This is a genomic window from Streptomyces sp. NPDC087422, assembly GCF_044744145.1.
In the GTDB taxonomy this organism is placed as follows: domain Bacteria; phylum Actinomycetota; class Actinomycetes; order Streptomycetales; family Streptomycetaceae; genus Actinacidiphila.
In genome coordinates this window covers 326,339-352,338 of record NZ_JBIUXT010000005.1, presented here as the reverse complement: position 1 = coordinate 352,338, position 26,000 = coordinate 326,339, and the positions used below count along the sequence as shown (strand labels likewise).

Below are 26,000 nucleotides of genomic sequence, written 5' to 3'. Positions count from 1 at the left end.
CGGTCTCCGGCCGTGCGGGAAGCGGCGCCCGCGCGCCCCGGCGTCCGCACAGGCCCCGCGGCGCCAACCTTGCGCGCCCCGGCGTCCGCACAGGCCCCGCGCCGCCAACCTTTTGCCAACCTCGGGCCACCACAGTGAGTGCTGACACCGTAACCCGCACACCGGTACACCGAGGAGCGCCGCCATGGTCTACGCGCAGCCAGGCACCGAGGGCAGCATCGTCAGCTTCGCCCAGCGGTACGACAACTTCATCGGGGGCGACTGGGTCGCACCGGCCGAGGGACAGTATTTCGACAACCCGTCCCCGGTGACCGGTGAGACCTTCTGCCAGGTCGCGCGGTCCACCGCGCCGGACATCGAGCTGGCCCTGGACGCCGCGCACGCGGCCGCCGGTCCGTGGGGCCGCACCTCGGCCACGGAGCGGGCGAACATCCTCAACAAGATCGCCGACCGGATCGAGGAGAACCTCGAACGGCTGGCGGTGGCCGAGACGTGGGAGAACGGCAAGCCGGTCCGCGAGACGCTGGCCGCCGACCTGCCGCTGGCGGTGGACCACTTCCGCTACTTCGCGGGCGCGCTGCGCGCCCAGGAGGGCAGCATCTCGGAGATCGACGCCGACACCGTCGCGTACCACTACCACGAGCCGTTGGGCGTGGTCGGCCAGATCATCCCGTGGAACTTCCCGATCCTGATGGCCACATGGAAGCTCGCGCCGGCGCTGGCCGCGGGCAACTGCGTGGTCATCAAGCCCGCCGAGCAGACTCCGGTCAGCCTGCTGGTCGTCATCGAGCTGATCGCCGACCTGCTGCCCGCCGGTGTGCTCAACGTCGTCAACGGATTCGGCGTGGAGGCGGGCAAGCCGCTCGCGTCGAGCCCGCGGGTGGCGAAGGTGGCCTTCACCGGTGAGACCACCACAGGGCGGCTGATCATGCAGTACGCCAGCGAGAACATCATCCCGGTGACGCTGGAACTGGGCGGCAAGAGCCCGAACATCTTCCTGCCGGACGTGATGGCCGCGGACGACGACTACCTGGACAAGGCGATCGAGGGCTTCGTGATGTTCGCTCTCAACCAGGGCGAGGTCTGCACCTGCCCGTCCCGCGCGCTGATCCACTCCTCGATCTACGACGAGTTCATGGCCCGGTGTCTGGAGCGGACCCGCGCCATCGTCGGCGGCGACCCGCTGGACCCGGCGACCATGCTCGGCGCCCAGGCCAGCAACGACCAGTACGAGAAGATCCTGTCGTACTTCGACATCGGCAAGCAGGAGGGCGCCGAGGTCCTGACCGGCGGCACCAGCCGTACCGTCCCCGGCCTGGAGGGCGGCTTCTACATCGAACCGACGATCTTCCGCGGCACCAACAACATGCGGATCTTCCAGGAGGAGATCTTCGGCCCGGTCGTCTCGGTCACCACCTTCGACTCCACCGACGAGGCCCTCAAACTCGCCAACGACACCCTGTACGGCCTCGGCGCGGGCGTCTGGACCCGCGACGGCAACACCGCCTACCGGCTCGGCCGCGAGATCAAGGCGGGCCGCGTCTGGACCAACTGCTACCACGCCTACCCGGCCCACGCGGCCTTCGGCGGCTACAAGAATTCCGGCATCGGCCGCGAGAACCACAAGATGATGCTCGAGCACTACCAGCAGACCAAGAACCTCCTCGTCTCGTACTCCCCGAAGAAGCTCGGCTTCTTCTAGACTCCTCAAATATGTCGCCTGACCTGGCCTTTCGCCAGGTCGGGCGCCGCCTCGGGGACCTCAGCGCCGTCGGGGTACGGCGCCCGGTGTTCTCCCGACATCTCCCCCTGGTCTCCCCCCTCTGACCAGCTGTCCCGGTCTATTTCCGGACCGGGCCGCCCAAGGCCCGCCGTCGACGGTCTCCGCCATCTGCCCCCAGAGCCGCACCGATTCCTCGATGCGACCGTCGGCGTAGTCCTGCGCTCCAGCAAGGAACGTGGCGCAGCAGCTGAACATGACCCGGCTGCCCGGCCCTTCGGGCGCCCTCGGCAGGATCAACGCCGAAGGCCAGCCAGCAGGAGATGCCCGCGTACCGAAGGTCGTACGGCCGCTCCGCCAGCATCAAGACCTGCTCCTCGGCTGTGAGCGCACCGGCGCGCGCCCTGGCCCACGTGATGCCATAAGCCCCGGCGTCGACGTAACCGCCAGCCGCGTTCCGGAAGACCCGACCGTCCGGTGCCACGCCGAACCGATCCACATGCGAGCGCAGCATGACGACGAACGGCGGAGGAATCGGCACAAGCCGAGTGGCGTTGGCGGCACGCCGCTTCAGACGGGCCGCCGGGCAGTCTCGATCGCCTCGACCGCGCGGTCGGGCTGCCCGCTCCGGATCCGGCCCCGCGGGGTGTCACCCGATCGGTGGACACCAGCTGAGTGCTGCGAAAGCGCCGATGATCGCCGGACTACGTTCGTCAGCAAGGCTGGCAGCAGCACCCTTCACACTCAAGGATGCCGATCATGGGCGCGTACACGCAGAGGGTTCTTGAACTGTTCGAGCGGCTCGACAAGGACGGAAGCGGTGGCATCAACCCGCGCGATCTGGCGTACGTCGAAGGGATTTCGGGTTCCCGGCCGACGCCACTGGCCCTGGGAACCCAGAGGCTGGTCCAGGGCTTCGTCCGGCACAGCGACGCGAACAAAGACGGTCAGGTGAGCAAGATCGAACTGCTCAACTACGTGGACAAGGCGATGGTCGGGACGACTCCCGAGACCCTTCCCGACTACATCCGCGAATTCGTCTCCACGGTGTTCGCCGTCATGGACACCGACAGGTCCGGCAAGGTCAGCAGGGCCGCGTTCGAGGAGTACCTGAAGGCCCGCCACGCCGACGCCTCCGTCGACACCGTCGGCTACGAGTTCGAGCATCTCGACCGTGACCATGACGGTTTCCTCACCCTCGGCGACCTCCAAGCGGCGGCGCACGGCTTCTTCACTGCACCGGACGGCGTCCCGGGGAGCTGGCTCCTTGCCGCCGTTCCCGAGCGCACGGCGGCATAGGGCGCGACCGCGTGAGGGTGATCTTCGGGGCGCCCGCCCGCCCGTGCGGTCGGGCGGCCCGGGCCTGCCGGCTCGCGATGAGGCGGAGCGCATTCGGGCCCACTCCGGGCGGGTTGCCCGGCGCCTACTCCACGCCGAGGATGACGCCGTCGCTGTTGAATGCCTCCCATACGATGGACGGGGCGGCATCGCCGACGGCCTTGGCGAGGTCCACGAACTCCGCCTTGCTCACTTCGTTGATTCGCGCTGTGTCCGCGATGTTGAACAGGGCCTCGGACAGAATCTCGATCACGTCCGCACGGCTGGAGTCGTCGAGCCGGGCGTGCAGCTCGGTGACGAACTGGTCCTTGGCCAGGCGGCCGTCGTCGCTCTGGTGCATCAGTTGCGAGCTGAACGTGGTGTAGGCGGTCTTCACCGCATACGCGCGGTTGTCGTGCGAGGTGACAGGCGTGACCCAGACGAACTTGGTCGTCAGGCATGGTGGCCCGGACATTGAGATCCACCTGGTGTTCGCCGATACCTTCATGTCCGTCACGATGCACAAGGCCATCGCCCGGGACCAAGAGATGGAGGCCGGCAGGCTGGACAAGGTCGTCATCCCGGCCAAGGGCGAGTTCGAGTTCAGGCCCCACGAGCACTTCCTGCTGCTGGGCCCCTCATCCCGACACTGCGGCGAGAACGAACGTCTGCGGTTCGTCCTGTCCACGAACGAGCTCTTCGAGGTCGACGTTCCCGTCGGGGGCACGTTCTTCCCCGAAGGTATGTTCGTGACGGACTGACAGGGTTGGGTCGTGGGTGGACCAACCCCAGACACCTTCTGGGAACCATCCCGCGTACCGGGCCCCGACCTTGATCCGCCGCCTACACCGTCACCAGTGACTGGGGCGCGACCTGGGTCTTCGGCGGTGACCAGCGGATCGGCAACGCGTGGAACGGCGTACTGCCCCAAAGTGGCCAGACCGTCACGGCACGGGACGCGGATACAACGCCACCCTGGCACCCGGCGGCGCCGTTGACATCGGATTCACCGCCACCTATCGCACAAACCACGTCGTGCCGCACGGCTTCCCTGTCAACGGAACGGTGTGCGCGGCCGCCTGACCTTGTCAGCCGGTGTCGGCAGGGCCGGCCCCAGTCAGACTCAAAGGCGCGATCATTGCCGCTTTCCCCCGCGTGGGGGCTCGTCCAATCAATCGCCCGTGCCGGGCGTACCGCGGCGGCCGCGCCCGGGAAGATTCCGGGCCGGCCACCGCCGTAGAGCGGATGGTGCGTCAGGAGACGGTGCAGGCAGAGCCGTTGAGCGTAAACGCGGTGGGCGAGGCGGTGCCGGAGCCTGTTCCCTGGAAACCAAAGCTGGTGGAGCCGCCCGCGGGGACGGCGCCGTTGTAGCCCAGGTCGGTGGCGGTCACGGTGGCGCCGGACTGGGTGGTCGTGGCGTTCCATGCGCTGGTGATCTTCTGGTCGGCAGGGAAAGTCCACTTGAGCGACCAGCCGTTGACTGCGCTGCCGCCGGCGTTGCGCAGGGTCACGTCCGTGGTGAAGCCACCCGTCCAGGCGCTGACGATCTTGTAGCTGACGGAGCAGGCCGCACCTGTCGGCGGCGGAGTCGTGGGCGGGGCCGTGGTCGGCGGGGTCGTCGGCGGGGCGGTAGTCGGCGGAACGGTGGTCGGCGGGGCGGTAGTCGGCGGGGTCGTCGGCGGAACGGGGTCCGAGGTTCCGGCGGATGCCAGCGCGTATGCCACGTCCGGCAGGAAGGTACCTGCGGCGCCGGCGCAGCCATCCGCCTCCCCTGGCGGCTTCACCCAGAGGAACGCGTCGATCGCCGCGTCGCCGGTGTTGGTCGTGGGATAGGCGCCGATCGCCCGGCCAGACGGGTCGCACCATGCCCCGCCGCCGGCTGGACCGTTACCGTTGCGGCTGGTGTCCACCACGGCGTGCAGATTGGCCGGGTTGCCGAGCGCGGCCAGCACGTTCTTGGCGAAGTTGACCTCATTGGCCGTGGTATTGAAGTTGGAGACGTTGGTGAAGAGGCCGTCGGCATTCGTCAGGATGCCGGCGCTGCGCAGCCGATTGGCCTGCTCCGAGGCACTGTTCCAAGCTGAGTGGCCGCCGTCCAGGTAGACCTTTGCGTTGGGTGCGGCGGCGTGGATGGCGGCTCCCGCCCGGGAGAGCGAGGCGAACCGGTCGGCCTGCTGCTGTGCGGTCAGGCAGGTGGTCAGGGCGATGGAGTCAGGCTCCAGGATGATGATCGACCGGCCACTGCCCAGCCCGGCGGCGAAGTTGCGCACCCAGGCGTCGTACGAGGCCAGGTCCGGTGCGCCGCCTGCGGACGCGCCGCCGCAGTCACGGTTGGGGATCTCGTACACGGCCAGCACCGGCACCTGTCCGGCGGTGGCCGCGGCCGTGGTGACAGCCCGGACGTCGCCGGTGACGGTGGAGGGGCGGTAGTTGGAGAACCAGATCGCCTGCGGCTGGCTTGCGATCCGCCGGGCGATGACCGGCTGGCGGGAGTCACCGGGATTGGCGGCAACCCAGCGGACGACCTGGGAGTTGGGCTCCGCGTAGAGCTGGGTCCCGGTCGGGAGGCTGCCCTGCGCCGCGGCGCCCGCGGTGATCTCGGTGCTCAGGACGATGCCGGTGGCGGCGAGACCTGCGGCGACGCCGAGTGCCATGGCCTTGCGCAGCCGCGACCCGCGCGCGGGAGCCTTGACCGCCTCGGCTGGGCGTGGGGTACCGATGGGGGGTGTCACAGTTTTCCTCCGTGCTCTCGTGGGGGGAGAGGGCCCTCAGGGAGCGAGGGCCAGATGCGACGGGGTATGTGGGAGCGCTCCCACTGCTGGATTGAGCCTAGCGAGTACGACGAGGGCCCGTCATCCCCTGCGCGGGACGCACTTTCGGGTCGGCTCACTCTGCCGCGGTCCATCTGGCCTCATCGGCAGGTCGATTCCCTGGCCACCGGAGTGACGCGGCTGACGATCCCTTCCTGGTCCTTGACCGACGACGCGACCGCCGGGCCAGGAGGCCGACCGCGGACTGTGCCCTCGCGTCGTCGTCCGGGTCGATCGTGGACAGCGAGGGGGCGTGGTATGCGCTCGTCTCGACGTTGTCGAGGCCGATCAGCTTGACCTCACCGGGCACCCGCACCCCTGAGTCGGCGAGGCCGCGCGGCACGCCCATCGCCACCGTGCCGGTCGCGCAGAAGACACCGTCGAAGTCGAGGCCGTCGTGCACCATGTCCCTGGCGGGGGGGCTGGCATCGGAGCTCGGGGTAGGAGTGACCTCATCGCAGCGTACGGCCGCACGCCGGGCGGTCTTCCACTTCGACGCCCACCTCAAGCGCATGTCGACGGTGGACCAGACCTCCGGTGACCTCGTGGTGCACACCAAGGGCGCACTCGAAACGCGTCGCCCGGCGCGTCGTACCCGGGGCTCTGGACAACAGGCAGGAAGCCGAAGCCGGGCTGCCCCCGGTCGGTCTGGTGGCGATGGCCGACCCGCCCCGCGAAGGTGTCGCCCCAGGCAGTGCAGGGCGCGCACCGGGCAGGCATGCGGATCCATGTCGTCACCGGTGACTACGGACTCACCGCCGCTGAAATCGCCCGCCAGGTCGGCATCGGCGGCAAGGGCAGCCCGGTCGTGGCCGGCACGGCGCTGGACGCGATGAGTGACGACGGCCTCGACGCCCTCATCTCGGGCGACGAGGAGATCGTGTTCGCCAGGACGTCTCCCGAGGCGAAACTGCGCATCTGCGAGGCCCTGTGTCAGAGGAACAAGGAAGACTCCCCGCTGGCGGTCAGTTGGGCTCCCTGCTGGTGGACATGAAATCTCCCCGGTGATGGACAGCTGATCTCCCCGCAGACCCATTCAGCCCATGACTCAGAGTGGGCGGGGTGAAGAGCGATGAGGAGATCATGGAGATTCTTGAGGCCCACGACCTCACGGGGAGTTACCGGAAGGCGGCCGAGCTGGCTGGCTGCGACCACCACACCGTGCGCCGTTATGTGCAGCTGCGCGGGCAGGGTGTCGATCCGACCGAGCGGGTGGTGCGATCGAAGCTGGTCGACGACTTCCTGCCGAAGGTGGAGGAGCTCGTCGAGCGGTCCCGAGGCCGGGTCGGCGCCGACGCTGTTCACAAGAAGATCGCTGCGATGGGCTTCACCGGCACCGACCGCACGACCTGGCGGGCCGTCGCGGCGGCTAAGGAGTCCTATCGGGCCGGGAACCGCAGGGTCTTCCGGCCGTGGATACCCGAGCCGGCGATATGGCTGCAGTGGGACTGGGGCGAAGGCCCGCGGATCGACGGCAGACGCACGAGTCTGTGGTGCGCGTGGCTGGCCTGGTCCCGGTTCCGGGTGGTCATCCCGGTACTCGACAAGACTTTGCCCACGGTCACGGCCTGCCTGGACGCGACGTTCCGCACGCTGGGCGGGGTCCCGACCTACTGCCTGACCGACAACGAGAAGACCGTCACGGTCGAGCACGTGGCCATGATCGCGGTCCGCAATCCTGAGTTGGTGCCGATCGCCCGCTACTACGGCACGGTCGTCCGCTCGTGCATGCCGGCCGATCCGGCTTCGAAGGGCGGCACGGAGGCGACGGTGAGGATCGCGAAGCGGGACCTGGTCCCCACAGCGGTCAATCTCCGCCCCGACTACGACGTTTCACCGAACTCCAGCAGGCATGCGTTGACTTCATGACGGAGGTGAACGGCCGGATTCACCGCTAGACCCGCCGGATCCCGGCCGAGCTGCTGACCGAGGAACGGCTGCGGCTGCACCCGGTGCCCGAGCAGCCGTTCACCGCCGGGTTCGGCGAGACCCGCCGGGTCGGCAAGGACTCCACGATCTCGGTCGAGTCGGTCCGCTACTCGGTCCCGCACCAGTTCGTCGACGAGCGGGTCTGGGTACGCTTCCACTCCGACGAGCTGATCGTCACCGCGATGAGCAGAGGCAGCGCGGTCGAGGTCGCCCGCCACCTTCGCTCGGCGCCGGCAAGCCCACGGATCGCCGACGAGCACTACCCCAACGCCCCGCGGGGCGAGCGCACGCCGAAGCCGAAGAACCCGGCCGAGGCCCAGTTCCTGGCCATCGGGCCAGGGGCGGCGACCTGGCTGATGGAGGCCGCCGCCACTGGCATCCGCAGGATCAGGGCGAAGATGGCCGACGCGGTCGAGCTCGCCAAGTTCTACGGAGCGGCCGACGTCGACCGTGCGCTCGGCGCCGCGGCGACGGTCGGACGGTTCGCCGAGGGTGACCTGCTGTCGATCCTGGGCCACCAGGACGAGCACGACCGCGCAGAGCCGGTCCGCCGAAGCGAGACCCACAGCCTGCAGCCGGGCGCCTCCGCCTGGTCGGGCTTCGGCTCAGTCTGAGTGCTCGGGCTCGTCGATCAGCCCGAGTGCGACGGGGAATTTCTCCAAGAACTCCCGCCGGCTCGGGGTCTCCTCGGCCTCAGCCAGGTCCACCAGAACCTGCAGCATCCGGTCGCGCTGGTCCTGGGGCAGCCGCCCCAGGACCCAGGCGACGCTCTCCATCATCTTCACCGCGGAGTCGGGGTCGACCTCGTCGTCCTCGCAGCTGTCGAGGAACCAGACGATGTCGACCACGAGTCCGGCGAGGACGGGCACCAGCGGGTCCGTGTCAGTCATCCGGGCAACCTATCTGACCCCCATGACAGCAACTCCACCATCTTGGCCGACGGGCATCCGCGTCGGCCCCTGACCTGGAAAGAGCACCTGTTTCTTGAAGGACAGTCCCGCCCAACCGGCCGCGACGCGACCCCGCATGCAGGCACCGGCCTCGGCGGTCGCCGCGACGTCCGGCACCGCGTTCGACGAGGCGATCGCGCTGACCCGCAGGTTGAAGCTGCCCCACATTCGCCGGGCGACGACCGAGATCGTCCCCACCGCGCCGGCCCAGCGCTGGGATCCCGCCGAGATCGTCCGGGCCCTTCTGGCCGAGGATGCGGCCAACCGCGATGCGGCCAACCTCCGCACCCGCCGCACGCGCGCGGCCTTTCCGACCGGCAAGACCTTCCACATCTGGAACGAGGGGGCGTCTTCGAGCCCCATCCCGACGCAGTCCGCGCTGCGGACCCTGGAATGGGTCGGCCGGCGCGAGAACCTCTGCGCCGTCAGCCCGTCAGGGACCGGGAAGTCGCACTTCAGCGAAGCGCTCGGCCAGTACGCGGTCGACGCCGGGATGACGGTCGCCTGGTTCACCATCGAAGACCTCGGGGCCCTGATCCGTCGTCACCGCGTCGACGACTCCGTCTCGAAGGCCATCACCCGGATCACCCGAACCGATCTGATCATCGTTGATGACATCGGGCTACTACCGGTCTCGCCGGAAGCCGCCGAAGGCTTCTACCGGCTGGTCGATGCCGCCTACGAACGGCGAAGTCTGGCCGTCAGCAGCAACCTGCATCCCTCAGGATTCGACGAGATCATGCCCAAGACCCTCGCCACCGCGACCGTCGACCGGCTCCTGCACCACGCTCACGTCGTCGTAACGCAGGGCGACAGCCATCGTCTCGCCGAGGCGACCACCGGCCGCGGCGTCGCCCCGCTCGGCTGACCAACCAGCGGCGAGATCAGCAATCCACCGGGGATTTCCAGCGTCCGTCAGTGGGGAGATCAATTGTCCGCGAGTGGGGAACTCCTGCTGTCCCTTGACACCCTGCGCGCCCGCGGCGAAGTGGTCGCGCTGTCCGGTGGCGCGGTGCCGCTGCCGCTGACGGTCCTGCAGATCCTCGCCATCGACCTCGGAACGGAAACGCTGCCCGCGCTGGCGTTGGGACGCGAGCCCGCCGAACCCGGAGTGATGGACCGGCCGCCGCGACCCCGCACCGCCGGAGTCATCGACCGGGCGCTGCTCATCCGCGCCTGGGCGTTCCTGGGAAGCATCTCGGCGGTCCTGGTCATGGGCGGCTTCTTCTTCACCCTCTGGCGGGCCGGCTGGCACCCCGGCGACCCCACCGGCGGCGGTACGGCCCTTCACCACGCCTATCTGCAGGCCACGACCATCACATTCGCCGGCATCGTCGCCTGCCAGATCGGCACGGCGTTCGCCGCCCGGACCGACCACGCCTCGCTGTTCACCATCGGCCTGCGGTCCAACCCGCGCCTGCCGTGGGGCATCGCCTTCGAACCGGTCTTCACGGCAGCCGTCGTCTATACGCCCCCGCTCCAGGACATCTTCGGCACCGCGTCGCTCGGCCCGTCGCAACTGGCCGTGATCGCGCCGTTCCCCTTCATCGTCTGGGAAGCCGACGAACTGCTCCGGTGGTTCCGGCGCCGGAACGCACCAGGCCAGAGGGCCGGGACGCCGTAGTCATCGATTCAGGGTCAGTACACGCCTACACCCGGGCCGTGCCGCCTGCCGCACGCTTCAGCGAGCTGAAGCGTGCGGCCCGCCGTCGCAGCAGGCGCCGGTGACCCGCGTGTGGCAAGGGAACAGTGTCCGGCGACGGCAAGGTGCGGTAGAAGAGCCACTTGCCCGCTTCGATCAGTCCGAGATAGCAGACGGTCAGGGCCGCCAGCGCCGCGAAGAACCCTGCCGGCAAAGGCTGGAATCCGAGGGTGTGGGCCAGCGGAGTCGACGGCAGTACGGCGCCGACCGCAGCCGCGCCGAACGCCGCCAGCACCAGGGGAAGGCTGGGGTGGCTGCGCCAGAACGGAATGCGGCGGGTACGGATGGCGAAGATCACCAGCGTCTGGGTGGCGAGTGACTCGACGAACCAGCCGGTCCTGAACTGCGTCGCACCGGAGTGGAAGACCCACAGCATGACGCCGAAGGTCGCGAAGTCGAAGACCGAACTGATCGGCCCGAAGCAGATCATGAAGCGACGGATGAAACCGATGTCCCAGTGCGAGGGGCGGCGCAGTTGCGCCTCATCGACGTTGTCGGTGGGGATGGCGAGCTGGCTGGAGTCGTACAGCAGGTTGTTGAGCAGGATCTGCGACGGCAGCATCGGGAGGAAGCTGAGGAAGAGCGAGGCACCGGCCGCACTGAACATGTTGCCGAAGTTGCTGGACGTGCCCATGAGGACGTACTTGATGGTGTTGGCGAAGATCCGGCGTCCCTCCGTGACCCCGTCGGCGAGGACGTCGAGGTCCTTCTCCAGCAGGATCACGTCGGCGGCGTCCTTGGCCACGTCCGTGGCGGAGTCGACGGATATCCCGACGTCCGCGGCGTGCAGGGCGAGGGCGTCGTTGACGCCGTCACCGAGGAACGCCACGTCGTTTCCGGTGGTGCGCTGGACACGGACGATGCGTGCCTTGTCCTCCGGGCTCACGCGGGCGAACACCGTGGTGCGCTCGATCGCCTCGATGAGCTGGTTGTCGTCGAGCGTGTTCAGGTCTGTCCCGGTCAGGGCGGTGGCAGCGGGCAGACCCAGGTCGTGGCAGACCCGGACCGCCACCGCGGGGTTGTCGCCGGTGACGATCTTGACGTCGATCCCCAGGCCGGCGAGCCGGAGCAGCGCCGCTGCCGCATCGGGCTTGGGCGGGTCGAGGAATACCAGCAGGCCGCTGAGGTGCAGGGTGTTCTCGTCCGGGGCGGTGGGCTTCCGCAAACCGGGAGCCGGCCGGGTGGCGACGGCCACGACGCGGTTGCCCGCGGCGAACTCGGCCTCCAGCGCCTTCCTGGCGGTGTCCGGTACGTCGACGCAGCGCTCCAGCACGCTCTCCGGGGCGCCCTTGGTGACCAGGATCGCCGTGCCGGAGCCGTCGCGGACCACGGTGGAGACCATGCGCCGCTGGTGGTCGAACGGCAGTACCGCCACCTGCGTCCAGGCGGCGAGAGCCGTGTGCTGGGTCTGGGCCGCAGGTGAGTCCCACAAGGCGGTGTCCAGTGGATTGCTGCCCACCGCCGAGCCGTCGGCGGCATTGCTCTCGGTACTCAACAGGCCCCAGCGCAGTACCTGTTCGGGAGAGTCGTCGCCTGCGGGCACGGCGCGCATGAAGTCGATGCGCCCCAGGGTCAGGGTGCCGGTCTTGTCGGTGAACAGCATGTTGACGTCACCGAGGTCCTCGATGCAGACCAGGCGTTTGACCAGTACCTTGCGGCGGCTCATGCGCCGCGACCCGGCGGCCAGGCTGGTGGAGACGACAGCCGGGAGCAGTTGGGGGGTGATGCCGACCGCGATGGCGAGCGAGAAGAGCAGCGAGTCGATGAGCGGCTTGTGGAGCGCCACGTTGATCACGAGGATCGACGCGGTGAGGGAGCCCGCGACGTAGACCAGCAGCATGGAGAATCGGCGCAGCCCGCGCTGGAACTCCGTCTCCAGTTGGTGGCCGCTCAGCCCGACCGCGATCTTCCCGAACTCGGCATCGGCACCGGTGGAGACCACCAGAGCGCGGCCGCTGCCGGAGTGGACGACCGTGCCCATCAGGGCGCAGCAGGTCAGGTCTGCCAGCGCCGTCCCGGCCGGAACCGGGTCCGTCGCCTTGGACACCGGCAGCGACTCACCGGTGAGGACGGACTCGTCGCATTCCAGGTCGGTCGCCTCCAGCAGCCGCACGTCGGCGGGCACGATGTCACCCAGCCGGAGGCTGACCACGTCTCCCGGTACCAGGTCGGTCACCGGAACGCTCACCGCTTTGCCGTCGCGGAAGACGACCGCCTGGTGGCGGATCTGGCTGTGCAGCGCCTCGGCGGCCTTCTCGGCCCGGAACTCGTTGACGAAGCCGAGGCCCACCGAGAGGGCGACGATCACCGCGATGATCACGGCGGCGCTGCGCTCTCCGACGCCGAAGGAGACGGCCGCGGCTGCCAGCAGCAGTCCCAGCAGCGGAGACCGCAGCTGCCGCCACAGCACGGGAAGCGCCCGGGCGCGGTGCGACGACACGGCGTTAGGCCCCCATCGCAGCAGCCGCTCCGCCGCCGCCTTCGCGGGAAGACCGTCCCTGCTGGAGGCCAGTTCGCCGACGACACGGTCGGCCGGAAGGCTGGCCGCCGCAGTGACCGTGTGCGGCGTCCGGGCGTCGATGCCCCCGGGCGCCGCTGTTGCGCGCCCACGCGCCCTTGGGTTTCCGTGAAATACATGCACCCGATGCGCCTCTTCCAGACAGATCAAAAACCCGCTGCCGGGGACCGGGGCATCGTGCCAACCGTACGCGCGTCACCGGTGAGTGGCCACGCGCGCCAACGTGCGGGCAGGTTCGCGGGCGTTGACATGCGACCGAAGCGGGCGTTGACACCTGAGAACTCGTAACACGATCATGAGGATGCGTTGTTGAGGCGTCGCCAGCAGATGAGTGCGCAGGCGAGTGAGACGAAGGCGTTGTGGAGGTCGAGGCGTCGTTCCCGGCGGACGGCAGGTCGCTTGAACTGGTGGAGTTGGGCGAAGGTCTGCTCGACGACGTGGCGGAGCCTGCCGAGGCCGATGATGTCCCGTGATCCCTTGCGGGAGATGACCGGCAGGATCCGGCGCTGGCGCAGTTGTCGCCGGTTGGGGTTGCTGTCGTAGCCCTTGTCCCCGAGCAGGGGTGTCGGCCCGTACGCGCTTGCCCCGTCACCCCGTCACCCCGTCACCCCCGGCGCAGACCAGCGACCTCTGCCTGCGCGGGGGCACCTGGGCGTCCGCAGGGCCGGTCGGCCACGGCGCGATCCGTTGGCCTGCCGGCGTCTCAGCGGCGGGGGGTGAGGCATACCGTGCCGCTCAGGTGGATCCTGGCCTGGTCGACGTAGCCGGAGAGTTCGCGTCCGACGACGGAGCCGTAGTAGCGGTGGGCGTAGTGGCTGTGCGGCTGTTCCGGGGCCAGGTCGAAGTAGTCGCCGCGGTGGATGCCGTCGCCCACAGGGGCGCCGTGGGCGTCGAGGACGTCGCCGTCGCTGGTGACGACGTACTGGCGGGTGGCGCGGCAGGGGAAGTCGTCCGGCTGGGACCGCCCCGGCGTGCGGCCGGGACCGGACGGGACGGCGCCGTTCCGGTGTCCGGTGGGGTGGAACGCGACGGCCGCGTAGCCGAGCGCCGCGATCACGACCGCGGTCACTGAGGCGGTGAGCAGGACCCGCCGCTGCCGTGACCGCGGCGCAGGGGTGGCTCCGGGCGGCGCCGGCTGTGCGGTCGGCCCGGCGGCAGGGGTCGCGGGCCCGTCGGCGGACGCCGGGCGCGGGTCAGGGGTGGCGGGCACCCCCGGGGGAGCCTCGGCCGGGGGCGTCGGCGGGACTTCGGCCGGCCCGCGGGGCGCGGCTGCTCCCGGCACTCCCGGCGGGGTGGCGGCCGGGGGGACGAGCGGGCCGGCGTCGGCGTTCTCGCCGGTGTCCGCGGACATCCCCAGGGCCTGGCGAGCGGCACGCCAGGCGGGTAATCGGGCCTCGGCACCGTCCCCGAGGGCGGTGATGATCGCCTCGGCCACCGGCCACGGCGGGACGCGCGTGCCGTTGGTCGCCTCGTTGCAGTAGGTGCTGCTGTAGCCCGCCCTGGCGGCGAGCTGGCGCACGCTCAGCCCGGATCGCCGCACGAGTGCCACCATCAGGTCGTGCCATGCCGCGACCGGGTCCGGTGCCTGTGTCATCCCGTTCCTCGTCCCCTCGAAAGCTCTGCCCGCGTCAGGTGTCCGCCGGTGTCCGCGGACGTCCGCGGACACGGAGAGCTGGGCGGACACCCCCCTGGACACCTAGACCTGTCAGTGGCGCCGCTGTCCGGCGGACGCCCGGCCGCCCCGGCCGCCCCGGCCCCCGGGCTCGTAGCCTGCCCGGCCCGGAACCCCGGCCGGACGCCCCGGCTCGCACCGGCGCGACGACATGACGACACCTCGACGACACGACATCAGGAGATCCCCCATGCGTCTGTGGAAGCCTTTCGCACTCGCCGCCGCCACAGTAGCGGCGTCCGCCTCCGTCCTGGCGGCCCCCGCCTTCGCCGCCAACGGGCAAGGCGACAAGTACACCCACTCCACCACTCTTTCGCAGCCGAGTTGCTTCATCCATGCCAACTACCCCAAGGCCGGCGTCGCTGACTGGGGATGGACGAAGCCGCAGCGCTCGCCGAAGGGCGGCTCCTACCACGTGGGAGTCCGGTACACCTACCGCGGCTACGCGCTGGTGAAGGACTACGGAGCAGCCGGGGAGCCCAGTTGGGGCTTCGTCGCCACATCCTGCCTGACGGATCCGCACGCCTACGACACGCACCACCGCCAGCTCCCCGACCGTCGTGCCGTGGGCGGCAGCGGGGCGGTCAAGTCGGTGGCGATGAGCGCCCCGCACGCCGGCAAGTCCAAGCGGGGGCTCGTCCACGTGGGCACCGGGCAGGTCGGCACCCTGCGCGACGCCGGGAAGTCCTTCGCCATCGGCAACGTCCGGGCCGGCGATGCCTTCTACCTCACCACCGAGCACTGCGGTAAGCACGACACCCGTGCCTGGATCCTGGGTTACGCCCCCGCGTCCGGCCGCTGGGGCTTCGTCCAGGCCGCCCACCTGCCGGCCTGCCACTGACCTGGAGCGCGGGCCGAGGGCTCGTCCTGAGCGCCTGTCCCGGTGCCGGGCGCCGTCTGGGCGGCGCCCGGCCGCGGCACTGCGCCGGGTCACGGCTTCAGGACGACCTTCGTCCATCCCCGGTCGCGGTCGTCGAAGTGCTGGTAGGCGTCGGCGTACAGGGGCAGCTCGTGCGAGACGATGAACGACGACTCGGCGCCCGGTAACCCCGTCCGGACAACCGGCTCACCAAAGCGGACACCCCCACCCCCGTTCACTACTGCCTGGACACGGCGGGCAACATGACCGGCGTCGACACCCTCTTCACGTGCCCCGACACCAGGACCGCCTACGCCTTCAACCAGCTCACCGCCCTCACCGCCGGCAGCACTGCCTACACCGCCGCGTACTCCGGCACCGACAACGCCGAACACACCCGCCTCGGCGCGACCACCTTCCACAACGGACCCGAACGACTCTCCGCCTCCACCACCGCAGGAACCGACACCGGATACACCACCCGCGATCCCCAGGGCACACTCAACTCCATCAAAACCGGGGGCACTTCGGACTACTACCTCACCGACGTCGACGGCTCCGTCCTCGGCCTGGCCAACGCCGCCCGCACCCACAACCACACCCCCTACGGCCAGGACGCCTCTACCCCACCGGCCCGTACAAAACGGGCGCCCGCTACTACGACCCCACCCCCGGCCGCTTCACCCAAACCGACCCCTCCGGCCAGAAAACCAACCCCCTACCTCGCCCTCGCCGGTGACCCCATCAACCACACCGACCCCAACGAAAGATCATTCTTCGGCAAAGCCTAAAGTTCGGATATTTCGCCAGTTTGATGAAGAAAGTAATAACCGAAGACGACAGCGGAGCGTTCGCTGCTAAAGTCGGATTTTTGGTGGGAATCGGAACAGAAGCGATTTGCGATGCAGCCGCCGCTGCCGGAGCCGCGCCTACTCTGAGAGCAAGTATCGGCCTAGGCATCACGGGCTGCACCGTGCTGGCATCCGGCCTCGCTGCGGCGGCCACCGCTGGCACAGAAGCCGCTCAGTAATAAACCGTGGCGAGGGTGGGTGTCACGCGGCACCCACCCTCGCGAGGAGATACATATGGTCAAACCGCTTCTGACGATCGCAGGTTTCGCGGCGGTCATTCTTATCGTTCTGGGTGTCAGCGCGGCGACAAAAGGCAACGGGGCGCTGGCCGTCATCCCCCTCGTCTTCGGTATAGGCATGATCGGGGCTATAGCGTGGATCAGCCACCGCGCCTCCGCCGCTGGCAATAAATGAGTCATCGCATCCCTGATCCCACACAGGCATTCGGTCAGCTCAGCCTCGTTTCAACGCCGGAGCCCGGTGCCGGACAGGCGGTTGCCGTAGTGTTCCTCGCCTCGTTGGCAATCGTCGTCGGGTACTACATCATCATCCGACGTCGAAAATAGCCCGTACCGTGCGGGCCGCCACCAACACCCGGAACGCTCACGCTTCCCCGATTACCGGGCGTTCCGTCGCCCGGGCCACATGATGGGTGGATGCAGATCACTCCGCGCGCCTTCGCCCATATCCGCCTCACGGTCACCGGCGTCGACCGCTCCCGCGCCTTCTACGAGGACCTCTTCGGACTGCCCGTGGCCTTCGAGCTGCCCGCGGACGCGGACGACAAGACGCGCGAGGAACTGTCGTTCCTCTACGGCGGCGTCAGCTGCCGACTCGGTGACTCCCTGCTCGGGCTGCGCCCGGTCGCCTCGGACCGCTTCAGCGAGGACCGGGTGGGCCTGGACCACGCGGCAGCGAAACAGGCCCACAGAGCCCCGCCGCGCTGCTGACGCAACTGGGCGAGGCCGTCGTGGCCCAGGGCGCCGTGAACCTCAGTGAATGGGTCACCGAGCAACTGCCGACAACGCTGCGGCCCGCGTCCTGGGCTGCATCCTCCACCTCGCCGACGCCGCCTACGACGCCCGCCGGTGGTGGCAGTACGCCGCCGGTGAGGACCGCGCAGCCTCCCACTGCCTGTACCTGTCACCTGCCACGCGGCGAACCCACAACCGCGTCATGGCTCGGCCAGTACAAGCCGCATCCCGGCCCGGCACCCCGAATCGAGCGGGCGGTATCCCGCACGGCGGGCAAACTGCTCGCCGAAGACGTCGGCCTGCCCGTACCCAGCCCCTACTTCGCCGACCAGTTCATCTCACTGCTCGCCGCAGTCGGCGAAACCCGCCCCGGGACTCCGACCGCCTCTATGCCCTCCGCGCGCCGGCCCCCAGGCGCCCACCTGGATTCCACACTGGAATCGGAGGGAATCGAGACCCGGGCGTTACCCGGTGGCGTGGACGGCCGGGGCTGCGAGACGGTACGCCCTCAGCTTCACAGCTGGTCGTCGCGCTCTGCTCGTTCGGCGGGCAGACTCGTGCGGCCACCGCCGCACGGTCGGGGCGTCACACGTAGACGAGTTGATACAACGGCTAACACAATGAGGTGGATCGGTTTTGGTGGCCGGGTCCGGCTTATGAGTTGAGCGTTGGGCTGGTCGTTGGTGCCTCGCCGTGGATTGTGTCGGATGAGCTGTAGGAGCGGATCGAGCCGCTGCTGCCGAGGAGGGAGCGGCGGTTCTGGTTTCCGGGACGTCGGCCGGTATCTGACCCGGAGGCGCTGTCACCCGGCTCCAGTCCCTGCCAACACGAAGGAGCACCGACGAAATGGCGTGTGCGGGGTGACGGAATGAGGCCGCGTTCTCAGAGTGGGGTTGCTGCGCCGAGGTGGGTCCTTCGCTTGGCCAGCGGCCGGGGGGGAGTCGGCGGATAGCGTGTTCAGTCCGCGCGAGGGGCCAGGGGGCGTGTGCTGGTGGGGAACGAACAGTTAGGTGTTGTGCTGGTCCACGGAATCGCAACGCGCAGCCGTCTCACTCAATCAAGTCCACACAGGTCAACACCATGCGATCGACTCAGTTCGGTTAGACGGGTCATCCACGGTGACAGCGGGCCCGGGGAATTTCGAAGCGGGATCCGTCCGGGCCCGGGGCCTGTGACGGCGCAGAGGGCACCGGAGAGTCGGTGGGGCGGACGCGCCTGCTGACAGGCAGGTGCTTGTCGGTGCGTATCGGAGGAGATGCCAAATGAGCGTCTGACAGGCAATAACGGCGAACAGGGCTCATAAGGACACATCGGCCGCTAACATCGCCTGATTCCGCTTGGCCCGGGTGATCCGCCCGGCGGTCCGCGGAGGTGAGCTGAGGGGTGGGACTCATGCCGGGGACACGACGTGCGCTGGTCGCAGCGGTGACAGGAATGCTATTAGCGGCGGGGCTCATGGCACCTGCGGCACGTGCCGAACTCCCGCAGGACATGCCGCAGCCGTCGGCTGCGGCATGGCAGCAGCCCGTTGAGAGTTCAGGGCTGCTCCATACGGACTTGCAGGGGAACTCCAGCGTCCAGGGATGCACGGGCAACGACAGCACAGGGCCGATGGTGCAGCGGTTCACTGCCGGTGGGTCTCCGCTTCACGGCGCGCCCGCAGGAGCGCTGGCGTCTTGTGTCAGCATGGTGAGTGCCAGTGGTCTGACGGTAGGCATCCGCCCACGCCCGCACGGCAACGGCACCGATCCTTCGGTCGTGGCGGCGTACCAGGGCGCGGCGTTGAAGTGGACCCGCCCCATCAGCGTGACGTGCGGCCAGTCTCCTGTCGCTATCGGATACGGACAGCTCGTCCCGGGCGCAGACGGCAACATCTACGGCGCCGGCACCGCGTACACCAACTGCGGCCGGCAGGCCGTGATCTTCGGCATATCCGCGACGACCGGGGCATTGCTGTTCGCCAACCGGTCCGCGGACGCTTCCGGCATCGTCGGGGCCTACCGGCGGGGCCTGGTAGTGGAGAACTACGCCGGAGACGGCGTGCGGTACATCGACTACCACGGCAACGACATCGGCCGCGTTCGCGTGGTGTCCGCCGCTGCCGAGATGCCGCAGCGGCTCGCTGTGAACCCCGACGGCTACGTGTTCGCGTACCTCACCAACCGCAGCGGCCCCACCTCCAAACCCGACTGCTGGCGGTACGACCCGGTCAACCGCCTCGATGTGTTCAACATCAGTGGCCGCACCGGCCGTTACACCCTGCCATACTGCGCCGACCCACTCATCAACGCTTGGACCGCTGCCTCGTGGGGGGTGCCGGTCCTGCTGACTGTCACTCAGGCTGGAAGCAGCACCGACCGCCTGATCGCTGTCGATCCCAGGGGCCATCTGCTGTTCACCCGTACCGTCCCCGAAAGAGACGACGCCCGCGACCGCGCCTACGCACCGGTCGCCGTCCAAGCCGACAGCCGCGGCCACATCGTGCTGCTGCGCAATGTCACCTATAACGCGTACACCTCCACCAGCTTTCAGGTAGACACCTACAGCCACACCACCGGCGCGCCGGTGGACTCCTTCGACACCTCCGCGCTCGACTCCGGCGCAGGCGGAAACAGCAGCCAGTACGCCCTGGCCGAAGGCCGTCTCTACGTCGAACAAGTCCAGTGCACCGCCCCGGACGGGCTATGTGGCACCTGGCAGACCGTGCTGGTGTCCATGCCGCGCCCGGGGCTGGGGATGGACGAACCTCGCGCCACGCTCCTGAAATCCAGTGCGGCGCTTCCGGCGCCGGTCTCGACTGTCGCGCTGGGCGACTCCTACTCCTCTGGCGAGGGCAATCCGCCGTTCGACGCCGCTTCCCACGCCTGCGATCGTAGCCCGCAGGCGTGGCCCCGGCTGCTGGCGGTAGACGACGCGGCCGTGCATCTCGTAGCGCACCTGGCGTGTTCAGGGGCGGAAATCTCGGCGCTCAGCTCGACGTTCAAGGGGGAACCCGCACAGGTGACGACCCGTCTGCGTTCCCTTCGGCCTGCACCGAGCCTGGTCACGCTCACTATCGGTGGAAACGATGTCGGCTTCTCCCGCATCCTGACCCACTGCTTCCTCAGCGACTGCGTCCTGGATCGCACCGTCGCCCACGCGAGGAGCTACATCAGCCAGACGCTCCCGGGGAAGCTGCTGAGCGCCTATCAGCTGGTCAAAACGACAGCTCCGCATGCCCGGGTAGTCGTGGTCGGCTATCCGCGGTTGTTCCCCGCGCAGCAGTCGGCCACCAGGCGGTGCCGCTGGCTCACACCTTCTGAGCGCTCCAATCTCAACGACCTGGCCGCGCAGATGGATGCCGCCACCCGGGCCGCGGCCGCCCGCGCTCACGTTACCTACGTCTCGGTCCTGAACAGCTTCGACGGTCACGAACTGTGCAGCGCCTCACCATGGGTCTACGACGTCGGCCGGAACGGCGGCGACAACCGCGGCCACCCCCTGCCCGCCGGACAACGCGCCATCGAATCCGCAGTACGGCGGGTGATCGACGCCGTCTGACCACCACCAGGCCACACCGCCGGTGAGTGTCGCGAGGCTGGAGTGGCCTTGAAGGGTTCGCCCGGCCGTCCTCGCCTCAGTGACGCGCAGATCGCCCGGCTGGAGCAAGAGTTGCAGCGCGGTCCGCTAGTCCACGGATGGGCGGACCAGCGGTGGACGCCGACGCGGGTGAAGACGCTGATCGGGCCGCTGTGCCACGTCTCCTACACCGTTGAAGGCACCTGGTGGTTACTGAGACGGCACAGCTGGTCCTGGCGCAGCCAGCCCGGCGGGTGTTCGAGCGGAACGATGCGCCGAACGTCGGAGACGCCGACCTTGGCCTCATTACGCGTCTCGTAGTCCTCCGCCGGACTGTAGGCCACGCCGGGCTCCGGCGCTGCGGGAAGCTTCGTGCGTCACCGCTGCGGCGCTCGTGCTGTCGGTCGCCGTGGCACTCGGCACGGCACCGGACTGGGCACCTACCGCTGGGTCGTCGAGCGAACCTTCGCCTGGCTCCACGGTTTCAAACGACTCCGCATCCACTGGGAACGACGAGCTGACATCCTCGAGGCCATCCTCAAACTCGCCTGCTGCTTGATCACCCTGCGGCAGGTCAACTCATTGTGTTGGCCGTTGTTAGTACTCCAGTCGTAGATCGTGACCTTGCTGGTCGGGGCTGGTGCGGAGATGGCTGCGGCCCCCGTTGATCATCGTGAGTTGTGTGGACAAACGAAAATCAGGCGGTGGCCGCGGGGCACAGCGGAGTGCCTGCCCGGTGGCGGGCGAAGTTCGACCAGCTGATGAGTCGCGTGACGGGCCGGTTCGCTCGGGTCGAACCGGCCGCTGCCGGTCTCCTGCCGACCCCTTCGCTCACCCACGCCGTGCTGTCCGCGCTCACCCGCCTCGATCCTGGCACGGGCGTCGACCAACTGGCGTTCGCTGCCCGGCTCGCGGCCGCCGATCCGGAGGCCGCCGCCCTCGCCGCTTTCCTCACCCGCGCCGCCAGCGGGCAGCCGTGAGCGCCGACCGCAGCGTCGTGGTGTGGGTGACGGTGTCAGAAGCTGTTTTCGATCCTTCTCCTCGAACGGCAGCCGGGCGTGGCGCGGCGGGGGGCGGGTTGAGCGAGCGCGCGGGCAAAGAGCTCGTCGGTTCTGAGGGCCTGCTTGAAGTTCCGTGACGGATGCCGTGCTGGGTGGGGCGAGCGATGACGCTGGGTGTCACCGGCTCCGAGGTGGGCGTGAACGCAGGCCCAAGGCGGCGTAGACCAGGGCGTTCGGTGTAGCAGCGGTGCGGGATGCGAGGTCCTCGAAGTAGATCCAGAAGTGGTTGTTGTGGACGTGTCTCTGTTGGTAGACGTATGGGGCCAGGGCGTCCCACATGCGGACGATTCCCATGCCGAAGGAGCCGACAACCAGTTCCTGATCGATTATGCCGTGAGCGACGAGCCTGCCGAGGTCGTCGAAGAACATCCCTATCTTCAATGCATGGGGGCGAGCTTCGTCGGGAAGTTCGGTAACGCCGCAGTCGACGGAGTGCCGGGCTAGATCGTTCAAGACATACTTCTCATCTTCGAGGTAGGTCGACTCCGGGCCGTGGACTAACTTGAAGGCTTCGAGGATCACCGGCAGGTGGTTCCCTCCGTTGCTGAGGCGGTTCTGCCGCAGGGCCAGCAGCAATGCCAGAGAGGCGATCACTATGGTGGCGAGGTTCAGGACTATGGTCACGTCCACGGACTCTATGGAAAAGTGGCCTCGGGGCCCAGGGTCAGGGTCGCTTCGTGCCAGGGTGACCGTGGTGCCCTTGAGAACGATCAGTCGCGTTCGGCTTCGCGGGAGGCCGGTTGCCTGCTGCGGCGGGAGGACCGGCGGGTGATGCACGGGACAAGTCTCAGCCATCAACTTGTGGGCAACCGCCGCCGGCGCGAGCACCTCGACAACCACAGCCGTGGCGCAGTACCGCTACGACTCCGTCGGACGGCAGGGCCGTCCGGCCAAGCAAGGCGAACTCATCGCCGTATCATTCGCTGTCCTGAGCCTCTGGGCGTGCCAGTACTTCCTGGATGGTCATGTATCGGCACACTCCAGTAGAGAGATCTACCAGGACCGGTAGATTTCCCAGCAGCCGCTCGCTTTTCCGGCCTTCGTCAAAAAGGCTCGGGAGTTGTAGGGAATGACTGCGTGCCCGTCCTCGATGTAGGCGTGCTCCGGCTCAAGCCTCATCGTCTCCGGGTCCCGGCCTGCACCGCCCTGCAACAACAAAGTAGAGGTCGCGCCCAGCAATTCAGTCATTGACAGCTCGTCAGTTCATCCTCATGAGTTAGCACTCCCCCAGTCTACCGGCTGGACCGTCCCTAACTGGTAGTCGAGGAAGACGATATTACCGTCCACGTTGACCACATTGAAGACATGACCAATTCTGGATCCCGTGCCTCTGGTAACCGCAATGAGAACGCGACCACCTGGGCCCCAGAGGAGTACGTCCTCCATGACGCCACTCAAGCGCGCCCCCTCAAATCCAAGAGGCCGACGGTCGTCAGCAGGGCCGATCCTCTCCTGCCGCCCTTGGCCCCGCCAAGAACAGTTACGGCGATCTGCTGAACCAGTTGGTCTGCGGCGGCGTACTCGTCGGCGAGTTGGTAACAGCTTTGCTGACAGGGCTTTTGGGGCAGCGCGGTAGAGGCCAGGTCATATTCCCCCTGATCCACAGCGGAGAAGTCCACAATCTCGCCGCGGAGTTCGCCAGGCTCAGCCACAGCCGATCGGCTGGGACGCTCACTTCTACGGCACTCCGGGAGAACCGAACTCCGGCGAGGCCGCCGCGTCATCGAGCGGACCCGCTGAGGCGCAAAGCGCCGTTTACGAACCGATACGGCCGGTACCAAGAATATCGGGCCTGCCTGCGGTTGGCCGCGCTGCTTCCACACCTTCGCGGCAGCACAAGCACGACCACCTCGGCCTCGACTCTGCCATAGCACAGGTACAAAGCCCCTTCGTAGCCGACGCGCTGGTCTGCGCCTATTGGGCGGTATGGCATATCAGCCCATACGACCACCCCGGCCCCCGCGGACGGACGGCGTTCTCCGCAATCAGAATGGGGTTGCTGGGCCGGCATGGAGCATGTGCCCGCAGCCGAGACAGACGTTCACAGGGACCCCGGCGACCCGGCGGCTCCTGGACAGTTCGCACGACCTCGGCTGTTCGACGGTGACCGCGATACCGCACGGCCGCTTCTGCCTCGCACCTGTCCGCCGGTGCGCTTCCACGGGCAGGACCGCGGTGGCAATCCGGGTGCCGCGAGGACAAGTAAAGGTGCGGGCACTGCTCGGCATCTGGCGGGAGTCCGTCACCAAGATCCGGGCCATGTGCGGGCCAACTCCGTAACCCTTTCGACAGGCCGGGCGCCACTTTGGGGACCTCAGCGCCGTCGGGGTACGGCGGTGAAAGCCGATTCGTTCACACGTCGAGTGAAGCCAGTGCCCTGCGAGTGACATCGGCTGGGGCCGCAGCGATGACGTTGTTGAGCGCGTCCATGGAAGCCTGAAGGTCGCTGATGGCCTGAGCGATGCGGTCGCGTTCCTGGTGGAGGTCGGCGAGCAGGTCCGAGCAGGTGGGGACGAGACGGTCGCCGGTATCCCGCAGGCACGGCAGGACCGCGGTGATGGTGGAGGTGCCCAAGCCGGCGGCCAGCAGGCTGCGGATGCGGCGGACCACGGCGACGTCCTCCTCGACGTATTCCCGGTAGCCGCTGGGGCGACGCTGCGGATGGAGCAGACCCTGCTCCTCGTAGTAGCGCAACAGGTACACGGCCACATCGGTCCGCCGGGACAACTCACCGATACGCACAGGGACCTCCTGACAGTCGCGCGGACATTGCCCGTTCGGGCTTGACTCTCATACCCATGTGAGACTTTAGCGTCTGCGGCATGAAGGTGAACAAGGGTTTCGCGACGCTCGCCGCACTGTGCGTAAGCGTCTTCGTCGTGGGTACCTCGGAGTACCTGATCGCCGGGTTGCTGCCCCAGGTCGGCGAGGATCTGGACGTCTCCGTGGGAACCGCCGGACAGGCAGTGACCGCATACGCGCTCGGAGTCGTGGTCGGAGGGCCGCTCATGGCCCTGCTGACCTCGCGTCTGCCGCGCAAGGGCCTCGCCATCGGGCTGATGCTGCTGTTCGCGGCGGGCAGTGCGACGAGCGCGGTGGCGCCGTCGTTCGGCCTGCTCCTGGTGGGCCGCGTGGTGTCCTCGCTGAGTCACGCCGCTTTCCTGGCGCTGGCGCTGGTGACGGCGGTTCGGGTGGTCCCGGCTGAGAAGACGGGCTCGGCCATCGCCACCGTGGCCTCCGGCTTCACCGTGGCCACGCTCCTCGGAGTGCCCCTGGGGGCACTGCTCGGGCAAAGCGCCGGATGGCGGGCTCCATTCGCCGCGCTGACCGTTCTGTCCCTGGTGGGCACCGTGCTCCTGGCCGCCGTACTGCCCCGTCAGGAAGCCCCGTCCACGCGGTTGCGTGACGAGATACGCGTGGTGACCCGTCGGCCGGTCATGCTCGCCATCGCCACCACCGCGGTGGGCTTTTCCGGGGTCGCCACACTGTTCACCTACATCGCGCCGCTGCTGACCCGGGTCTCCGGCTTCTCCGCCGACGCGGTCTCCGGTCTGCTGCTCGCCTACGGCGCGGGTAGTTTTCTCGGCAACCTCACCGCCGGAAAGCTGACCGACAAGTCGATGAGCGCCACCGTACGCGGGGTCTTCGGCGGGCTCGCGGCGACGCTCTCGCTCATCCCGTTCGCCGTGGTGTGGCAGCCCACCGCCGTGGCGGCAGTCCTGGCACTCGGTCTGTTCGCCACCGCGACCATCGCCCCGCTGCAAGGACTGATCCTGCACCACGCGGGCGCCGCGCCGAGCCTGGCGGTCTCCGTCAACGTGGGCGCCTTCAACCTCGGTGCGGCAGCCGGCTCGGTCATCGGCGGCGCGATCGTCGCCGCCGGTGCTCTGCGGTGGACCGGCCTGGCGGGCGCGGTCCTGAGCCTGATCGGACTGGCCCTGACCTATCTCGTCCTGCCCCGGACACGGACATCGGCGAAGGACGCCGGACACGAAGCCTCGATCAACGCCTGATTCCCCGTCCCAGCTGCGGTACCCGGGCCGAGCGGGTCTCCCTGCCCGCCCGGCCGCTGGCGGCCG

At 68.5% G+C, this 26,000-nt stretch carries 28 protein-coding genes and 2 pseudogenes; 18 read left to right on the top strand and 12 right to left on the bottom strand.

The genetic code is table 11. The features are described from left to right. The first annotated feature begins 184 nt into the window (after window positions 1-184). Both adh and ACIO6U_RS18640 read left to right on the top strand, forming a co-directional pair. A complete protein-coding gene (gene adh / locus ACIO6U_RS18645; RefSeq protein WP_188283206.1) occupies window positions 185-1,702 on the top strand; it encodes an aldehyde dehydrogenase in 1,518 nt (505 codons plus the stop codon). Window positions 1,703-2,479: 777 nt separating this feature from the next. Beyond that, window positions 2,480-3,019: an EF-hand domain-containing protein gene (locus ACIO6U_RS18640; protein ID WP_401720349.1), complete on the top strand. Its 540-nt coding sequence runs from the start codon at window positions 2,480-2,482 to the stop codon at window positions 3,017-3,019. Window positions 3,020-3,143: 124 nt separating this feature from the next. Here the strand turns inward: ACIO6U_RS18640 and ACIO6U_RS18635 are convergent, their stop codons facing one another. Next, entirely contained in the window at window positions 3,144-3,512 is a 369-nt protein-coding gene (locus ACIO6U_RS18635) for a hypothetical protein (protein ID WP_401720346.1), read from the bottom strand. A gap of 13 nt (window positions 3,513-3,525) precedes the next feature. Here ACIO6U_RS18635 and ACIO6U_RS18630 point away from each other — a divergent pair, with 13 nt between their 5' ends. Both ACIO6U_RS18630 and ACIO6U_RS18625 read left to right on the top strand, forming a co-directional pair. Further along, window positions 3,526-3,798 (top strand): hypothetical protein, encoded by a 273-nt coding sequence (locus ACIO6U_RS18630; RefSeq protein ID WP_401720343.1) that lies wholly within the window; start codon window positions 3,526-3,528, stop codon window positions 3,796-3,798. A gap of 148 nt (window positions 3,799-3,946) precedes the next feature. Further along, a complete protein-coding gene (locus tag ACIO6U_RS18625; protein ID WP_391047900.1) occupies window positions 3,947-4,120 on the top strand; it encodes a cellulose binding domain-containing protein in 174 nt (57 codons plus the stop codon). A 170-nt stretch (window positions 4,121-4,290) separates the two neighbouring features. Here the strand turns inward: ACIO6U_RS18625 and ACIO6U_RS18620 are convergent, their stop codons facing one another. Both ACIO6U_RS18620 and ACIO6U_RS18615 read right to left on the bottom strand, forming a co-directional pair. Beyond that, the gene (locus ACIO6U_RS18620) at window positions 4,291-5,769 is read right to left on the bottom strand and encodes a glycoside hydrolase family 6 protein (RefSeq protein ID WP_401720338.1); all 1,479 of its coding nucleotides are present in this window, start codon (window positions 5,767-5,769) and stop codon (window positions 4,291-4,293) included. Between the two features lie 154 nt (window positions 5,770-5,923). Then, complete coding sequence (locus tag ACIO6U_RS18615; RefSeq protein WP_401720335.1) at window positions 5,924-6,361, bottom strand: substrate-binding domain-containing protein; 438 nt, start codon at window positions 6,359-6,361, stop codon at window positions 5,924-5,926. On the opposite strand from ACIO6U_RS18615, the gene ACIO6U_RS18610 reads away from it, so the two are divergent. The 3 genes and pseudogenes from ACIO6U_RS18610 to ACIO6U_RS18600 all read left to right on the top strand — a co-directional run bounded on the left by ACIO6U_RS18610 (window position 6,252) and on the right by ACIO6U_RS18600 (window position 8,390). Then, the gene (locus ACIO6U_RS18610; RefSeq protein ID WP_401720333.1) at window positions 6,252-6,683 is read left to right on the top strand and encodes a hypothetical protein; all 432 of its coding nucleotides are present in this window, start codon (window positions 6,252-6,254) and stop codon (window positions 6,681-6,683) included. The genes ACIO6U_RS18615 and ACIO6U_RS18610 overlap by 110 nt on opposite strands. Then, window positions 6,566-6,841: a hypothetical protein gene (locus ACIO6U_RS18605; RefSeq protein ID WP_401720950.1), complete on the top strand. Its 276-nt coding sequence runs from the start codon at window positions 6,566-6,568 to the stop codon at window positions 6,839-6,841. Before ACIO6U_RS18610 ends, ACIO6U_RS18605 begins: the two co-directional genes overlap by 118 nt. Before the next feature lie 68 nt (window positions 6,842-6,909). Then, window positions 6,910-8,390 (top strand): annotated as a pseudogene (locus tag ACIO6U_RS18600) (transposase). Here ACIO6U_RS18600 and ACIO6U_RS18595 read toward each other — a convergent pair. After that, window positions 8,382-8,666 carry a hypothetical protein gene (locus ACIO6U_RS18595; protein ID WP_401720330.1) on the bottom strand — a complete coding sequence of 95 codons (285 nt, stop codon included), beginning with the start codon at window positions 8,664-8,666 and terminating at the stop codon, window positions 8,382-8,384. The pseudogene ACIO6U_RS18600 and the gene ACIO6U_RS18595 overlap by 9 nt on opposite strands. 136 nt (window positions 8,667-8,802) lie before the next feature. Between ACIO6U_RS18595 and istB the strand changes: the two genes are divergently transcribed. Together istB and ACIO6U_RS18585 are read left to right on the top strand one after the other, a co-directional pair. Further along, complete coding sequence (istB, locus tag ACIO6U_RS18590) at window positions 8,803-9,594, top strand: IS21-like element helper ATPase IstB (RefSeq protein ID WP_401720917.1); 792 nt, start codon at window positions 8,803-8,805, stop codon at window positions 9,592-9,594. 63 nt (window positions 9,595-9,657) lie between these two features. Then, entirely contained in the window at window positions 9,658-10,350 is a 693-nt protein-coding gene (locus ACIO6U_RS18585) for a cation transporting ATPase C-terminal domain-containing protein (protein ID WP_401720328.1), read from the top strand. Between the two features lie 25 nt (window positions 10,351-10,375). Here the strand turns inward: ACIO6U_RS18585 and mgtA are convergent, their stop codons facing one another. The 3 genes from mgtA to ACIO6U_RS18570 all read right to left on the bottom strand — a co-directional run bounded on the left by mgtA (window position 10,376) and on the right by ACIO6U_RS18570 (window position 14,540). Beyond that, a complete protein-coding gene (gene mgtA, locus ACIO6U_RS18580; protein ID WP_401720325.1) occupies window positions 10,376-13,069 on the bottom strand; it encodes a magnesium-translocating P-type ATPase in 2,694 nt (897 codons plus the stop codon). A 170-nt stretch (window positions 13,070-13,239) separates the two neighbouring features. Then, window positions 13,240-13,461: a hypothetical protein gene (locus ACIO6U_RS18575; RefSeq protein ID WP_401720915.1), complete on the bottom strand. Its 222-nt coding sequence runs from the start codon at window positions 13,459-13,461 to the stop codon at window positions 13,240-13,242. Window positions 13,462-13,649: 188 nt separating this feature from the next. After that, a complete protein-coding gene (locus ACIO6U_RS18570) occupies window positions 13,650-14,540 on the bottom strand; it encodes a helix-turn-helix domain-containing protein (protein WP_401720323.1) in 891 nt (296 codons plus the stop codon). Window positions 14,541-14,808: 268 nt separating this feature from the next. Between ACIO6U_RS18570 and ACIO6U_RS18565 the strand changes: the two genes are divergently transcribed. The 8 genes and pseudogenes from ACIO6U_RS18565 (at window position 14,809) to ACIO6U_RS18530 (ending at window position 21,840) form a co-directional block, all read left to right on the top strand. After that, entirely contained in the window at window positions 14,809-15,459 is a 651-nt protein-coding gene (locus ACIO6U_RS18565) for a hypothetical protein (RefSeq protein WP_391047918.1), read from the top strand. Window positions 15,460-15,740: 281 nt separating this feature from the next. Further along, window positions 15,741-16,268: a hypothetical protein gene (locus ACIO6U_RS18560; RefSeq protein ID WP_401720320.1), complete on the top strand. Its 528-nt coding sequence runs from the start codon at window positions 15,741-15,743 to the stop codon at window positions 16,266-16,268. Between the two features lie 294 nt (window positions 16,269-16,562). Further along, window positions 16,563-16,742 (top strand): hypothetical protein, encoded by a 180-nt coding sequence (locus ACIO6U_RS18555; RefSeq protein ID WP_401720317.1) that lies wholly within the window; start codon window positions 16,563-16,565, stop codon window positions 16,740-16,742. 242 nt (window positions 16,743-16,984) lie between these two features. Then, entirely contained in the window at window positions 16,985-17,278 is a 294-nt protein-coding gene (locus ACIO6U_RS18550) for a VOC family protein (protein WP_401720314.1), read from the top strand. Window positions 17,279-18,988: 1,710 nt separating this feature from the next. Continuing rightward, window positions 18,989-20,842 carry an SGNH/GDSL hydrolase family protein gene (locus ACIO6U_RS18545; protein WP_401720311.1) on the top strand — a complete coding sequence of 618 codons (1,854 nt, stop codon included), beginning with the start codon at window positions 18,989-18,991 and terminating at the stop codon, window positions 20,840-20,842. A gap of 42 nt (window positions 20,843-20,884) precedes the next feature. Next, on the top strand, window positions 20,885-21,181 hold the full coding sequence (locus tag ACIO6U_RS18540; protein WP_401720308.1) for a winged helix-turn-helix domain-containing protein: 297 nt from the start codon (window positions 20,885-20,887) through the stop codon (window positions 21,179-21,181). 75 nt (window positions 21,182-21,256) lie between these two features. Beyond that, window positions 21,257-21,475: pseudogene (locus tag ACIO6U_RS18535) on the top strand (transposase); the annotation flags it as partial. A 146-nt stretch (window positions 21,476-21,621) separates the two neighbouring features. Next, window positions 21,622-21,840 (top strand): hypothetical protein, encoded by a 219-nt coding sequence (locus ACIO6U_RS18530; protein ID WP_401720305.1) that lies wholly within the window; start codon window positions 21,622-21,624, stop codon window positions 21,838-21,840. Between the two features lie 198 nt (window positions 21,841-22,038). Here the strand turns inward: ACIO6U_RS18530 and ACIO6U_RS18525 are convergent, their stop codons facing one another. From ACIO6U_RS18525 to ACIO6U_RS18505, 5 genes are all read right to left on the bottom strand, one after another. Beyond that, window positions 22,039-22,551, bottom strand: coding sequence for a hypothetical protein (locus tag ACIO6U_RS18525; protein WP_401720302.1), 513 nt, complete (start codon window positions 22,549-22,551; stop codon window positions 22,039-22,041). A gap of 363 nt (window positions 22,552-22,914) precedes the next feature. After that, the gene (locus tag ACIO6U_RS18520; RefSeq protein WP_401720300.1) at window positions 22,915-23,109 is read right to left on the bottom strand and encodes a hypothetical protein; all 195 of its coding nucleotides are present in this window, start codon (window positions 23,107-23,109) and stop codon (window positions 22,915-22,917) included. A 21-nt stretch (window positions 23,110-23,130) separates the two neighbouring features. After that, complete coding sequence (locus ACIO6U_RS18515) at window positions 23,131-23,307, bottom strand: toxin glutamine deamidase domain-containing protein (protein ID WP_401720297.1); 177 nt, start codon at window positions 23,305-23,307, stop codon at window positions 23,131-23,133. Between the two features lie 8 nt (window positions 23,308-23,315). Continuing rightward, window positions 23,316-23,573 carry a hypothetical protein gene (locus ACIO6U_RS18510; protein ID WP_401720294.1) on the bottom strand — a complete coding sequence of 86 codons (258 nt, stop codon included), beginning with the start codon at window positions 23,571-23,573 and terminating at the stop codon, window positions 23,316-23,318. 700 nt (window positions 23,574-24,273) lie between these two features. Then, window positions 24,274-24,663 (bottom strand): MerR family transcriptional regulator, encoded by a 390-nt coding sequence (locus ACIO6U_RS18505; protein ID WP_266608394.1) that lies wholly within the window; start codon window positions 24,661-24,663, stop codon window positions 24,274-24,276. 80 nt (window positions 24,664-24,743) lie between these two features. Between ACIO6U_RS18505 and ACIO6U_RS18500 the strand changes: the two genes are divergently transcribed. Continuing rightward, entirely contained in the window at window positions 24,744-25,934 is a 1,191-nt protein-coding gene (locus ACIO6U_RS18500) for an MFS transporter (protein ID WP_401720291.1), read from the top strand. Window positions 25,935-26,000 lie beyond the last annotated feature (66 nt).